The 13683-nt window shown below is 51.1% G+C and carries 10 protein-coding genes and 2 pseudogenes; 8 read left to right on the top strand and 4 right to left on the bottom strand.

Annotated features, from left to right (window positions below):
- Window positions 1-24: 24 nt before the first annotated feature.
- A complete protein-coding gene (locus ACW9SV_RS04890; protein ID WP_479555617.1) occupies window positions 25-537 on the bottom strand; it encodes a hypothetical protein in 513 nt (170 codons plus the stop codon).
- 339 nt (window positions 538-876) lie between these two features.
- Here ACW9SV_RS04890 and ACW9SV_RS04895 point away from each other — a divergent pair, with 339 nt between their 5' ends.
- Genes ACW9SV_RS04895 through ACW9SV_RS04905 form a run of 3 tightly spaced genes read left to right on the top strand, consistent with a single transcriptional unit; the run spans window position 877 to window position 2947 of the window.
- A complete protein-coding gene (locus tag ACW9SV_RS04895; RefSeq protein ID WP_479555618.1) occupies window positions 877-1419 on the top strand; it encodes an RNA polymerase sigma factor in 543 nt (180 codons plus the stop codon).
- Entirely contained in the window at window positions 1409-2176 is a 768-nt protein-coding gene (locus tag ACW9SV_RS04900) for a hypothetical protein (RefSeq protein ID WP_479555619.1), read from the top strand. The genes ACW9SV_RS04895 and ACW9SV_RS04900 overlap by 11 nt, the downstream gene beginning before the upstream one ends.
- 21 nt (window positions 2177-2197) lie before the next feature.
- Window positions 2198-2947 (top strand): hypothetical protein, encoded by a 750-nt coding sequence (locus ACW9SV_RS04905; protein WP_479555620.1) that lies wholly within the window; start codon window positions 2198-2200, stop codon window positions 2945-2947.
- A gap of 156 nt (window positions 2948-3103) precedes the next feature.
- Here the strand turns inward: ACW9SV_RS04905 and def are convergent, their stop codons facing one another.
- Entirely contained in the window at window positions 3104-3670 is a 567-nt protein-coding gene (def, locus tag ACW9SV_RS04910) for a peptide deformylase (protein ID WP_479555621.1), read from the bottom strand.
- Complete coding sequence (gene ruvX / locus ACW9SV_RS04915; protein WP_479555622.1) at window positions 3667-4086, bottom strand: Holliday junction resolvase RuvX; 420 nt, start codon at window positions 4084-4086, stop codon at window positions 3667-3669. Before ruvX ends, def begins: the two co-directional genes overlap by 4 nt.
- A gap of 190 nt (window positions 4087-4276) precedes the next feature.
- Between ruvX and ACW9SV_RS04920 the strand changes: the two genes are divergently transcribed.
- The 5 genes and pseudogenes from ACW9SV_RS04920 to ACW9SV_RS04940 all read left to right on the top strand — a co-directional run bounded on the left by ACW9SV_RS04920 (window position 4277) and on the right by ACW9SV_RS04940 (window position 10961).
- Window positions 4277-5854 (top strand): serine hydrolase, encoded by a 1578-nt coding sequence (locus ACW9SV_RS04920; RefSeq protein ID WP_479555623.1) that lies wholly within the window; start codon window positions 4277-4279, stop codon window positions 5852-5854.
- A 332-nt stretch (window positions 5855-6186) separates the two neighbouring features.
- Window positions 6187-7335 (top strand): annotated as a pseudogene (locus ACW9SV_RS04925) (M16 family metallopeptidase); the annotation flags it as partial.
- A 447-nt stretch (window positions 7336-7782) separates the two neighbouring features.
- A pseudogene (locus tag ACW9SV_RS04930) lies at window positions 7783-9123 on the top strand (M16 family metallopeptidase); the annotation flags it as partial.
- 153 nt (window positions 9124-9276) lie between these two features.
- Entirely contained in the window at window positions 9277-10173 is an 897-nt protein-coding gene (locus ACW9SV_RS04935) for a DUF2268 domain-containing putative Zn-dependent protease (RefSeq protein WP_479555624.1), read from the top strand.
- Window positions 10174-10295: 122 nt separating this feature from the next.
- Window positions 10296-10961, top strand: coding sequence for a hypothetical protein (locus tag ACW9SV_RS04940; protein ID WP_479555625.1), 666 nt, complete (start codon window positions 10296-10298; stop codon window positions 10959-10961).
- Between the two features lie 443 nt (window positions 10962-11404).
- Here ACW9SV_RS04940 and ACW9SV_RS04945 read toward each other — a convergent pair whose 3' ends face one another.
- Entirely contained in the window at window positions 11405-13669 is a 2265-nt protein-coding gene (locus tag ACW9SV_RS04945) for a TonB-dependent receptor (protein WP_479555626.1), read from the bottom strand.
- Between the last annotated feature and the right edge of the window lie 14 nt (window positions 13670-13683).

The following is a 13683-nucleotide window of genomic DNA, read 5'->3' on the forward strand; positions in this document are numbered from 1 at the left end:
CAGGAAAACGAGTTCAAACCAGAATCAAAGCTTGGCGCTTTTTTTGGCCTGCAGATAATCTTCTTTCTTGAAGATCTTAATGCCGTAGTAGTTGATCTGCTTGTAATCATACAGCCGCGCCACGATCTGCTCATCGGCGTAATCGGTGTAGGCGTCTACAAAATCAAGGCCCTCTACCTGCTCCCCTTCCTCCAGCAACGCCATATCGCGCTTCTTTACATTCTTCCTGATCTTGTCAAATGCCGGGCCGCCCTGGGCATTGTAGAGGATGCGGTTAGGGCGGTTGTCACCATAATAGAGAATACACCAGGCATCGGCGCCTTCCCCCTCGGGATTATATGCCCACACGGCTTTGCCCAGTTTATCTGCCGCCGGGGCTGCATCAGATTTAGAAACCCAGCCTTTTTCCTCTAGAAAGACACCCACCTCCTGCTTGCCCATGCTTTGTAGTTTCATGAGTTGGTCCAGGCTCAGCCCTTGCCCCATGCAGGTAAAGGAAAGCAATACAAATAACGGGTATAGAACAAGCTGCTTCATAACCTTCTACTTTTAACTGCCTGATAGTAAGTTAAATATTTCTTTTCGAAAAGAAAAAAGAAATTATAACCCGCCTCTTTCCTCTGTTATGCGGAAACTACACCGAAAACTTACCCTTCACTGCTAAAAGACACTTACTCCAACACCGTTTGATTTTATTTTTGAATAACAGCGCCAAAAACCGGAAACGGTCTCACCCTAGATAGGCCAATTCATTTTGTTATAGAACCGGCAATCCTTCCCCGGACATTATTCCAAACAAAAAATTAACAAGCGGGCAACGTTTGCCACCCCCTCGGCATTCCTACCTTTGAACACCCACTATAACCGCGAACACCTTTGGAAGAAGAGCAGCTTATACGCCTGTGTAAAAAAGGCGACAACAAGGCGCAAAAGCATCTATATGACTTGTATGCCACGCCCATGTTCCGGATTTGCTGCCGCTACGTTAGAAACCAACAAGAGGCTGAGGACGTGTTGCTCAAAGGCTTTCAGAAGGTGTTCACCCATTTGCCTGGGTTTGAGCTGCGGCCAGATAAAAGCCTGGCCGGTTGGATTAAGAAAATCATAGTAAACGAATGTCTGATGGCGCTGCGGAAAACAAACAACTTCAATCTGAGCACCCTCTCTGATGAGTTGCCCATTGCGGCCGAGGAAACCTTGGAAAGCAATTTATCTGCGGAAGACATTTACGGGTTAATTCTGGAACTGCCGCCCGGGTATCGCACGGTGTTTAACCTGTACGTGATTGAAGGTTACAGCCACAAAGAGATAGCCGAACAATTACAAATAAGTGAATTAACCTCCCGGTCGCAGCTTAGCAAAGCAAAAGCCACGCTCCGGCATTTACTCACCAAAAACCAGTTGAACTGTGCCGTCTGACAACTTAGAAAATCTATTCCGAGAAAAAGTGGAGGAAGTCCAGCACACGCCTCCTCCGCAGTTCTCCTGGACGCCTGAAAAGAGCTGGGAGCAGCTGCAACCTTTGCTGCCCGCTCCGCGTCGCAGATCTGCGCTAACCTTTTACCTGGGCGTGGCGGCTGGTCTGGTGTTGGCGCTCCTGGCGGGCCTGTCTTTGTACCGGATTTCTGAAACCAGAACTCCTGCTGCCACTGTGGTTGCCTCTACGGGCAAGTTGCCGTCACTTCCTCCAGTTGAAGCCCCTAAATCACCATTGAATCAGTTGGAGAAACCGAGCAAGCTACTGATAACCGCTAAGGCAACTACTCCCCTCTCATCCCAGAAACCAAAGGTTGGCTTTGCAACTAGCAGGGAAGTACCGAATGTGCCAGATGTCCTAGAGAAAGATACGACGGCTGTACCAATAAATCAGAAAAAAGAGAAAGAGCAGGAATCTGCGGACCAACCTACTTTGCTTTCGGCAGCGACTCCTGCGGCAGATACCCAGCCCCTGAAAATAACAGTAGTGCTGGGCGCCAAAACCTTGGCCCGTACAGAGGCAATGGCTCAGGAAACTACCGTTGTCCCTTACACTAACCTGATCTCAAAAGAGAAACCAAAGAAGAAACTACGCCTGCGTATCCATCATCCAGACTCCGGTCTTCAACCCGATTCCCAACTCGCTACCATCAAACCTATTATCTCCGATATAGGCCTGGGCACCCGCATCAAATTTTAACCTAACCTTCCTTTTACACCTATGCTACACCGAACTTTTTTATCGGCTGGAATCCTATTGCTGTCACTTTTCTGGACCAGCGCCTTCGGCCAAACTCAAATCAGGAAAAATGCCGCCAGCCCCACAGACTCTGTTGTGGTGGAGTTGCCCCACAACACAAAGATGATCCTGATACTGGATGATATCACGAAGCTGAAACTCCTGGAGAAAACCAACCTGGATTCCTTAGTGAAGGCCCTGAACCAACAGTTAAAAGACCAGGGCTCCCTTCCCGCCTCTATCGCTCCTACATCTAGCTATACGGGCCTCGGCAAACCATCAGTTAAAACCGACACCACCAAGTCAACGGATCAGTTGGTGTTGTGGGCAAGCGTGGGCGCCGGCTTGGTGCGGAGTGACTTTGTGCCGCAACTAGCTCCAGGCCTTGAAGTGCGCATCAAAGACAAAGCTTATTTCTTAGATTATGACATGAATTTTTTCTTCGACCGTACCCCCGAAGGCAAGTACAAGATGCACCTCAACTCCTTTGTAGATGTTGGCTTCGGGTTTAAACCTGGTAAGAGCGGGTTATTCAACTCAGTAGACCCAGACCATTTCCGTCGCATATCAGTGGGGTATCTGCTCCAGCAGAAGGGCGGCTATTTTGAGCGGAACACATTTCGCCTGTCTTACTCCTACCCTATCCTGGACAATAAGATAAAAGTAATGCCTCAGCTGTATCTCACTGACAACTTTAAATCGGTGTTCCCTGGGGTAAGCCTTCGGTTTTAGAGTACTTGAAAGGCTGCTCCTGCATTGAATTCACCAAACCTGCTAGATTTATACCCCTATAGTTTTAGGTGTGCTTTCCCTAAAACGGTTCTAAAACAATAAACCTCACAGGTCTGAGCAGACCTGTGAGGTTTAAAGAAAAGGCTAAACAGGCAATTACCGTTTGCTCAACCCGGCAAACTTCATGCGGTAATCAGCATCTACGTCGCCTTTGGTGATTTTGGTGAGTTTGCCTTTGATCAGGCGCTTCTTCAATGCCGACAGATGGTCGGTGAAGAGGATGCCCTCAATGTGGTCGTACTCGTGCTGGATCACGCGGGCGGTCACGTCATCAAACTCCTCAATGTACTCTTTGCCTTCCAGGTCATAGTACTTGATCTTGATACGCTCCTGACGCCACACTTCCTCGCGAATGCCCGGGATGCTGAGGCAGCCCTCATCAAAGCCCCACTCCTCACCAGATTCTTCCAGAATGGTGGGGTTGATGAACGCCTTTTTCACGCCTTTATCTTCTTCGTCCTCGTCCATGAAGGGTTTGGAGTCAATCACAAACAGGCGGATGCTTTTGCCTATCTGCGGCGCGGCCAGCCCTACGCCGTGGGCGTGGTACATGGTCTCAAACATATCTTCAATGAGCTTTTCCAGCTCCGGAGAATCTAAGGGGATGTCTTTGGCCTTGGTGCGCAGCACCGGATCGCCGTAGGCAACTATAGGATAGATCATAAGTATTGTCTGCTCTCTAAATAACTCTGTAAAATAATGGTGGCGCTAATTTTGTCCACGGTAGCCTTGTCGGCGCGGGCTTTTTTGTTCAGTCCGGCGTCAATCATGGTCTGAAACGCCATGCGTGAGGTAAAGCGTTCATCATGGGTGACTATTTTCTTCTCGGGGAACAGCTTCTGCAATTTCCTGACAAAGCCTACCACGTGCTGGGTGTTGTTGGTGTCTGAGCTGTCCAGGCGTTTGGGCATGCCCACCACAAATTCGTCTACCTCCTCTTTCTGCAGGTACTGGGTCAGGAAGGCCAACACATCCTGCGCGTGCACCGTGTCCAATGCCGAGGCAATGATCTGCAGGGGGTCTGTCACCGCCAGTCCCACTCGTTTCACGCCGTAATCAATGGCCAGTATGCGCCCCATGGTTCCCGTTTTTACGTTAGTTTCCTGAATTTGGCCTGTAAACAAAGCAGTCTTTCTGCTGCTATTGGCCACCTTCTTATAAACAAGGCAAAGGTAGCGCATTATTCTGAAAACGTTTCCTCGCCCGGCTTGCCTGTTTCAACCCATTGCTCTTTTCTGTATCTTGGTGGGGAAAACGTAATTATCACCCATGTCTCTTATTTCGTATGGCCGGTCGCTCCGGCTCACTTTTCTGGCTCTGCTGCTGTGGAGCTTTTCTCTCCCCTCTTTTGCCCAAGCCGATTTACAGAAACTAGACGCCTATTACCAGAAAGCCCTTAAAGACTGGAACGTACCCGGCATGGCCATCGCCATTGTGAAGAATGACTCCGTAGTATTTGCCAAAGGCTACGGCGTACGCGACCAACAGAAAGGCGGTGCCGTGGATGCCAACACAATCTTCGGGATTGCCTCCAATACCAAAGCCTACACTGCCGCCGCGCTGGCCATGCTGGTAGACGAGGGCAAACTGAGCTGGGATGATCCCGTGACCAAATATCTGCCTTACCTGCAACTGTATGACCCATATGTAACGCAGCAACTCAACATCAGAGACCTGCTCAGCCACCGTGTGGGTCTTCAGACGTTCAGCGGAGACTTACTTTGGTACAACACCATCTTCAGCCGCAAAGAGATTCTGGAGCGGGCCAAATACCTGAAACCTACCTATCCGTTCAGGGGCGGTTACGGGTACTCCAACCTCATGTTTATCGCCGCGGGCGAAGTCATTGAAGCCATCAGCGGAAAGCCCTGGGAGCAGTTTATCCAGGAGCGCATCTTCAAGCCTTTGGGCATGAACCGCTCTTTCACTTCGGTGAATCAACTGAAAGGGGTAGAAAACGTGACTACGCCACACGGCAACCCTACCACCGAAGGCGGAAAGCCCGTGCCTACTGTGATCACTGCCTGGGACAACTGGAACCCCGCCGCCGGTATCTTCACCAGCGTACTGGAAGACGGCAAATGGCTCAAACTGCAACTAAACCGCGGTACCTACAAAGGCCAGCGCCTGTTCTCTGAGAATGCCTCCCATACCATGTGGACCATGCACAACCCCATGGTGGTGGCGAAGGAGATGGAGAAAATCACCCCTTCCCTGCATTTCAGCGGGGCGGGCCTGGGCTGGATGCTGAACGATTATCAAGGCAAGAAAATAGTGGTGCACGGCGGCGGCCATGAAGGTATGAACAGCCGCACGGTGCTAGTGCCGGAAGAGAACTTGGGCATCGTGATTCTAACCAACAGCATGAGCAGTATCATGGCCCCAATTGCGAACTACACCATAGACCAGTTCCTAGGCATCACCAATGGCCGCGACTGGAGCCAGTTCAATCTGGAGATGGCTGCCAGAGCCCAGGCAGCAGAGAAGGCCGCGCAAGCCAAAATGCGGAAAGAGAAAGCAGCTAAAGTAAAACTCACTCGCGACCTGGATGCCTACGCCGGTACCTACAACAGCCCTCTTTACGGAGATGCGGTAGTGTCTGTCCAGAACGGGAAACTAGTTTTGAGCTTGGTTTCTGCCCCAGCACTGGGAGGCACCCTCTCCCTCTGGAAGCCCGATATCTTTGACCTGGCCTGGAAAAACAACTTCGCATTGATGACGCCCACCAAAGTACGGTTCTTACCTAACCCGGATGGCTCCATCACCGAAATGCGCTTGGACGCCAACAACCCAGATTTCCATTTCTCAGAACTGGAATTCACCCGGGTAGCCAAAGAAACCATCTAAAGATCACTTCATTCTATAAGCAGAGAGCCCCGTCTGGTACGCCCTTGCCGGGGCTCTCTGTTTTGAAGCTATTTTCAGAAAAACTGGCAGAAAGCAGGGACCCCTGTAATAATCTACGCCCCACAGCGACTCATTCTGCATCTTTAACAAATCTCTGTTGCCTTGTACCTTCCGTTGAGCCTCCCTTGTTTTCACTTACCGCAGTGAACCTTTTTTAAACAAGGATTGTGCAACAGGTTCCTCGGTAATATCCTCTAAACCGCATAACAAACCCTAACAAACCTATCTTCATGTCAAAAAAGAGCACACTGGCCATTTTGTTGGCCGCCGCGATGCTAACCCAAGCACAGGCGCAGACAAAAGCCACTCCGGCCAAGAAAGCCACCACTACCACTAAGTCGCAGCAAGGTACCCGCAAACTGGAGACCGTTACCCGCAAAAGCGGCGAACTGGTGATTCCTTACGAGAAGTACCAGCTAGCCAACGGCCTTACAGTGATTGTTCACGAAGACCATTCTGACCCAATCGTGCACGTAGACGTGACCTACCACGTAGGCTCAGGCCGCGAAGAGGTAGGCAAGTCGGGTTTCGCGCACTTCTTTGAGCACATGATGTTCCAGGGATCAGACAACGTAGCCGATGAAGAGCACTTCAAGATTGTATCGGAGGCCGGCGGAACCCTAAATGGAACCACCAACCGTGATAGAACGAACTACTTTGAGACTGTTCCTTCCAACCAGTTAGAGACGGCGTTGTGGTTAGAGGCTGACCGTATGGGCTTTTTGCTGGATGCCGTAACGCAGCAAAAGTTTGAGGTACAGCGCGAGACCGTGAAAAACGAGCGTGGCCAACGCGTAGACAACGCCCCTTACGGTTTGTCTTACGAGAAAGTAAGCGCCGCTTTATATCCGTATGGTCACCCGTATTCCTGGACCACCATTGGGTACATTGAAGACCTGAACCGGGTAAACGTAGATGACCTGAAGAACTTCTTCCTGCGCTGGTACGGCCCTAACAACGCCACGCTTACCGTGGGTGGCGACGTAACCCCAGCCCAAGTGGTGAAACTAGCCGAGAAATACTTCGGCTCTATCCAGCGCGGACCAGAGGTGAAAAACCAGAAACTGCCGGCTCCGGTACTAGCCCAGGACCGTTACATCTCTTATGAGGATAACGTGCGTTTCCCATTGGTGCAAATGACCCTGCCAACCGTGCCGGCCAATCACCCAGATGAGCCTGCATTGGATGTGCTTTCTGACATCATTGGCGGTGGCAGAACGTCTATCATCTACCAAAACATGGTAAAAACGCAGAAAGCCAATCAGGCCGGTGCGTACCACTCTACTTCAGAGTTAGCCGGTGAATTCACGCTTTCAGCGCGGGTGCTGCCTACCCAGAACCTGGCTGATGCCGAGAAACAACTGCGCGAGGCCATTGCAGAGTTCGAGAAAAAAGGCGTGACCGATGAAGACATCGCCCGTTACAAAGCTTCTTATGAGGCCAGCATTATCAACCGTCTGTCCAGCGTATCTGGCAAGACCTCTACCCTGGCCGCTAACCAGTTTATGACCGGTAATGCGAACCACCTCGTGAAGGAAAGACAAGCGGTAAACGCGGTGACCAAAGCTGATGTGATGCGCGTGTACAATCAGTATGTGAAGGGCAAAAAAGCCGTTATCCTGAGCGTGGTACCAAAAGGCAAGTCTGAGCTGATTGCCAAAGCCGACAACTTTAAAGTTGACCCAAGCGGTTACAAAGCCCCGGCTGACCAATACTCTGGCTTGAAATACGTAAAAGCCAAAGACACTTTTGACCGTAGCAAGCGTCCAGCCGCGGGTGCCGTTCCGGCCATCACCGTGCCTCCGTTCTGGAAAGAAAGCCTGGCCAATGGCATCAAAGTAATTGGTGCCAAGTCTGACGAAGTACCAACCGTGACCTTGCTGTTCACCCTGCAGGGCGGACACAAATTGGAGGCCAATGATCCGTCTAAAGCCGGTATCGCTTCATTGACCGCTTCTATGCTGAACGAGTCTTCGCAAAAACTTACTGCCGAGCAAATCAGCACCGAACTGGAGAAATTAGGTTCCTCTATTGGTTTCGGTAGCGGGGCAGAAAGCATGACTGTATCGGTGTCTTCTCAGGTGAAGAACCTGGATGCCACTTTGGCCCTGTTGGAGGAGCGCATGTTCCGCCCTCGTTTTGACGCCGCTGAGTTTGACCGCATCAAGAAACAGCGCCTGGAAGCCATCAGAAACCAGAGCACTCAGCCTACCGTGGTAGCCGATAACGTGTACAACAAAATGCTGTACGGCGAAGGCAATATCCGCGCGATTCCGGTGGTAGGTACTGTAGCCACCGTAGAAAGCATCACCTTGGATGACGTGAAGAAATTCTACGCAAACTACTTCTCGCCCAGCGTGACCAACCTGGTGATTGTAGGTGACGTGGAGAAAACTCAGATCATGCCTAAACTGGCGTTCCTGAACAAGTGGACTCCAAAACAAGTGACTATGCCGTCTGACTTCAAAGCGGCCAGCATTGACAAGACCAAAATCTTCATCGTAGACAAAGAGAAAGCCGCCCAGTCTGAGATCAGAATCGGGTACATGGCGCTTCCGTACGATGCCACTGGTGAGTACTACAAGGCCAACCTGATGAACTACGTGTTGGGCGGGGCCTTCAACAGCCGCATCAACCTAAACCTGCGCGAAGACAAAGGCTACACCTATGGCGCCCGTTCTGGCTTCTCCGGCACCGAGGAGGCTGGTCCGTTCACCGCTTCGGCTGGCGTTCGTTCCAACGCGTCTGATGCCTCTGTAGTGGAGTTCATGAAAGAGATCAAGCGCTTTAGAGAAGAAGGAATCACCGATGCTGAATTAGCCTTCATGAAGAACGCCATCGGGCAGTCTGATGCCCGCCGTTATGAGACTTCGTTCCAGAAAGCGGCCTTCCTGAACAACATCCTGCGCTACAACCTGACGCCTGACTACGTGACGAAGCAGAACGAGATCCTGCAGAACATCACCAAGGAGGAAATCAACGCGCTGGCTAAAAAGTACCTGCCGGTAGACAACATGAGCATCATGCTGGTGGGCGACAAAGCCGCCATCAAACCAGGCCTGGAGAAACTAGGCTACGAGGTGGTGGAACTGGATTCTGACGGAGGCCCAGTATTGGCCAAAGCAGATGCGCCGGCTACCCCGGAAGTGAAGAAAGAAGAGCCTGCCAAAAAAGGCCGCAAAGCCAAAGTGCAAGGCCGCGTTTTCTAAGCTAATCCTCACCGGTTTACCTGCATAAAGTAAATTCATTTTAAAGGCGTTTTCGGGAAAGCATCCCGGAAACGCCTTTTTTTATTACCTATTGTTAATACAATATATAATTGTAATTTATCTAACCTTCTCTAACAAGTTTAATTCTAGTTTATGAGGATTCCGTTGGGATTGTTTTTCGTTTTTTTATCAACCTTCTGCAAGGCACAAAATTTGACAACCCAAATTCCTAACGATCCAGACTCAGCTGTCATCGTCTATAAAGACATAATCAATTTTTGGAAAGCATTTGACCGGAGTAGCCAAGAGGGAAGCCAGGCGTTTGAAAAGTACTACATCAGACCTGGAAGCAATGGTGTAAAGCATTTTATTGACCATAATAGAATAGTGAATGCAGATTCCCTTTTTGGAACGGTTCAAAGAAAGCGGACGGATTATCTCAGGGTTCGTGACCAAACCCTAAGTATAGAGAAAGCAGTGCCACAGTGTAAAGCAGCTTATTATGCCTTTGAGTACCTATATCCTAAGGCAAAATTCCCACCGTTGTATTTCGTTATCGGACGGTTTAACACTGGAGGAGTTTCCCTTAAGACTGAGCAAATAATTGGCGCTGAAATGAATGAGCTTTCAAATATCCCTTATTTAGTTGCTCACGAACTTGTTCACGCAAACCAGAATATTCCATACAAGTATAAAATCTTGCTGGAGCAATGTATTATAGAGGGAAGTGCAGATTTCCTGGGGGAATTGATTTCCGGGAAAGTTGCTTCTCAAGAACCTTACAGATATGCAGAAGGCAGGGAAGCAAGCCTGAAGAAGGACTTTCTGGGAGACATGGAGTTAGGCGAAAATGATGATTTTGCGAATTGGTTATATGCCGGGAAAAGAAAGGATGACAGACCTGCGGATATGGGTTACTATATTGGTTATGCCATTACCAAAGCATATTATGAAAAAGCGGCCGACAAGAAGAAAGCGGTTTATGACATCTTGAACATTCAGGACTGCAAAGAATTCCTAAAAAAGAGTGGGTATCAATTTGATAAATAAAACCTCAAGCAATAGAAGTTAAAGCACACCAAAGCGCGCCCTAGCCTAGGCATATAATTGAAACCGAACGGGTAACTTCTATCTTATTTCAGAATTAAAGAGTACCTAAGCTGCACTCTGTTATGGCAAGACTTCTCCTTTTCTGCGCCTTTGTTTTTCTGGTGGCCGGGCTCAACGCCTGTTCCTCAGACCCGGCTTTGCAGTTTGAGCAGCCACAGCCTTTGACCGGCACGGAAGAAGCATCCTTCCCGAAGGCGCTTTGGGGACAGTATTTCAACGCCCAGGACTCCACCACCCTCCTGCTCACGTCCTCGGCGCTGGTCCAGAAAATGCAGTTTGTTTCGCCCGCGGCGATTCAGGAGCTAACAGATGACTCTATTCCCTACAGACTGGAAAATGGCCGGCTCTTCCGCAAAGATCTCCCCGAAGGATTGCCCATCGTGCGCCGCACCCCAGACTCGCTTTACCTGCAGGTGACCATCCTGGATACGCTTTTCGCACAAAACGCCACCCACCAGCTACGGTCCTTCAAAGGCATGTATTTCCTGAACCAACAGATTGAGCCCAACCGCTGGAAGGTTTTCTGCCTGAGCAGCCAGGGCCGCAAGCACATTAGGCTGCAGTACCTGGACGACTCTGTGGACCGCGCGAAACTGGAGGAGATAATCCCCCTGCGCGAAACCGACAAAGTGTTCCTGGCCAATCCCTCCCCAAAGGACCTCCGCAAGTTTCTAAGGCAAGGCGGCTTCCGGCAAAGGGAAACCTACACCCGCGTGGCCCAACTTTAGAAAAGTTAATCTGTTTTCCGCTTCGCTGTCTTGCCAAAAAATTCCTCTAACTGGTTTTAAAGCCGATTTAAAGAAAACAGGCTAAAAACCTTCACGCAGTTGCATTCCCGCTGGCGCGAGCTTGCAGCTTGTGTCCGCACGCATTCCCAATCCTCTAGTGTTCCTTGCTTTTAAGAGTCTTGGCATGCTGGTCAACTTCAATAAAGCTCCCCACCAATTGTCATCTTGGAAAGACCTTGTGGGCGAAGAAAAGCAGTGATTTACCGCCATTACTGTTGGCCCACAAGATCCTTTCAGGATGACAGAAGAGAAAAGTTTATTTTCTGGCATGCGTGCGGAGACGAGCTGCAAGCTCGCACCAGCGAAGGTTTGTCTTAACCTGCGTGAGTGATTTGCTACAAGAGAAGCCTGCTTCGCTTTCGGTCTATTTTTCAGAAAACACCTTAAAAGCTCTTACGCAGTTGCAGGCCCGTATAGAAGTTGCGGCCGGGCGCGGCTTGGAAATAGCGGTTCCCGAAGGCGTTCAAGTCATTGCCCAAGCTGTAATCACGGTCAGTGGCATTCTCTACTCCACCGTACACATCCAGGTGCCAGGTCTTCGCGAACGTGCGCCGGAAACCTGCTCGGCTGCCCAGGATAAAGTAATCTGGCGCATAGACCATATTGGCATCGTTCAGGGGGATTTCATCTGAGTAGTTGGTGGTGGCATTGAGGTAAAGGCCTAGTTGGCTTTCCACGTCAAGACCAGCCACCGCCACGTGCGGCGCGGTGCCGGTGAGGCGATTACCCGAGAAGTCGTTCTCATTCTGCTGGTAGTTCAGGAACCGGAAACGATTGTAGGTGTAGGTTCCCCAGAGCCGCAGTAAGCTGAGCGCCTCTTTGGGTGCCTGCACAAGCGCATATCCGGCTGCTACTTCCACACCCTGCTGTCTGGTGGTGCCGGCGTTTGCGAACACGGCTACGCCGGAAGGGGTGGTGCGGCTCACGATGGTTTCCTTCAGCTTGAAATGGAAGGCAACCACATCATACGTGAAGCGCTGGTTGAACAGGCCTCCTCTTACCCCAGCTTCATAGTTAGTTCCGCGCTCGGGTTGCAAAGAAAGGTTGATGCTGGCATCTGACGGACGCACCTCGGCCTCGGTGGGTGGCGAGAACCCGGCGCTCACGCTAGCGTGCGCCGACAACGAGGGTGAGATCACTTTCACCAGGCCTACTCGGGGAGAGAACTGCGCATCAATCTTGCGAGTCTGCTCATAATTTGGGTTGGTAGCGGCCTCTGATACCCGGGCGATGTCATAGCGCAAGGAGTTTAGGCTGGCTCCCAAGGTAAGCAGGAAGTTGGAAGGCAAATCCACTTCGGCCTGGCCAAAGACAAAGCCTTCTTTCACGGTTACTTCATCGTCATAATTCAAAGGACCGGGGGTACCGGCGTTATTCACGTATTGGCGCGCGTTGATGAAGCGGCGCTGTCCTTCGGCGCCCAGAGTGAAGCGGGTGGGCAGGCTGGCGACCTCGGTGCGGTACGTGGTGCGGGTACGCGCTCCGAAACTTTGGTTCACGTTCCGCTCATAATCGGTGACGAAGGGGTGGTTCAGGAAGCTGAACACGCCGAACAGAGAGGTGGTGTTGCTCCAGCGTTCGTTGAACTGATAGTTATGCACAAAGCCCAGGTTCAGCCCTTCCACATTAAGTGAGGCGTTCTGGTCTTTGTTCAGCTGGCGCGCTGCCCGCGGGTTGGCCGCAAACTGTTCCCGCGTAAGGGCACCAGGTAGCTCATAGAACAGGTCAGAGTACAAGGCGTGAAAAGAGAGGGTTTGCTTCTGGTTTGGGAAAAACTGCCCCGAAAGGAGCACGTTCTTGCGGTCCAGGGCACTTTGCTCTCGGTAGCCGTCCAGTGTCTGCCGGTCGTAGCGCAGAAGTAGATTCGATTTCTCGGAGGCCACGCTGGCGGCGGCAAATCCCCGGCGCAGGCCGTAAGAACCTACTTGCCCACCCGCCATGACACTGCTTTCTATGGGTTTTGCCGTTTCCAACAGAATGGTGCCGCCCGTACCGGCACCGTACACACTTCCGGCTGGACCTTTGATGACTTCTATGTTCCCGATCATGCCCGGGTCCAGCATGTTCAGCGGAATGGTACCGTTTGCTTCCACCAGCGGCACTTCGTTCAGGTAGACCTTCACGTTTCGCACGCCATAAGGTGCCCGCAACGAACTTCCCCTGATGGAGATGCGGTAACTGGCAGTAGCCCGCTCTTCCATGCGCACTCCGGGTAGAGTATTGAGGGCCGGCACCAACGTAGTTTGGGAAAACCGTTCCAAGTCACGAGTAGACAGTAGTCCGATGGCGCCAGCGGTTTCCTGCAACGGTCTCCGGGTCTCGTAACCCCTCACCACTACTTCCTGCAGGTTCACAGCCAGAGGCTCTAACAAGATCACCAACTGCTTCCGGCTCTGCGGTACCACCAATTTCTGCAAGCGGTGGCTTGTGACGCGCTGCACCAGTAGCGTATCAAAGCGGGAAGCCAATACAATCCTGAACTGCCCCGAAGCATCCGTTAGAACCTGGCTCCCGGTGATGGCCTCACTTACCAAGGCACCCTCCAATGGTTGCTGGCTACGCGCATCCAGTACGCGTCCGTTTACAGTTACTTGCGCAAAAGCGGGCAGAAAAGAGATTAGGAGAAGAAAAGAGAAAAGATATTTCATGGGTAAAAAGAAAG

It is taken from the genome of Rufibacter sp. JT20002 (genome assembly GCF_056491185.1).

Coding starts and splice junctions, on each gene's coding strand:
- ACW9SV_RS04890 (WP_479555617.1), bottom strand. CDS start 537: ATGAAGCAGCTTGTTCTATACCCGTTATTTGTATTGCTTTCCTTTACC.
- ACW9SV_RS04905 (WP_479555620.1), top strand. CDS start 2,198: ATGCTACACCGAACTTTTTTATCGGCTGGAATCCTATTGCTGTCACTT.
- def (WP_479555621.1), bottom strand. CDS start 3,670: ATGATCTATCCTATAGTTGCCTACGGCGATCCGGTGCTGCGCACCAAG.
- ruvX (WP_479555622.1), bottom strand. CDS start 4,086: ATGGGGCGCATACTGGCCATTGATTACGGCGTGAAACGAGTGGGACTG.
- ACW9SV_RS04920 (WP_479555623.1), top strand. CDS start 4,277: ATGTCTCTTATTTCGTATGGCCGGTCGCTCCGGCTCACTTTTCTGGCT.
- ACW9SV_RS04935 (WP_479555624.1), top strand. CDS start 9,277: ATGAGGATTCCGTTGGGATTGTTTTTCGTTTTTTTATCAACCTTCTGC.
- ACW9SV_RS04940 (WP_479555625.1), top strand. CDS start 10,296: ATGGCAAGACTTCTCCTTTTCTGCGCCTTTGTTTTTCTGGTGGCCGGG.
- ACW9SV_RS04945 (WP_479555626.1), bottom strand. CDS start 13,669: ATGAAATATCTTTTCTCTTTTCTTCTCCTAATCTCTTTTCTGCCCGCT.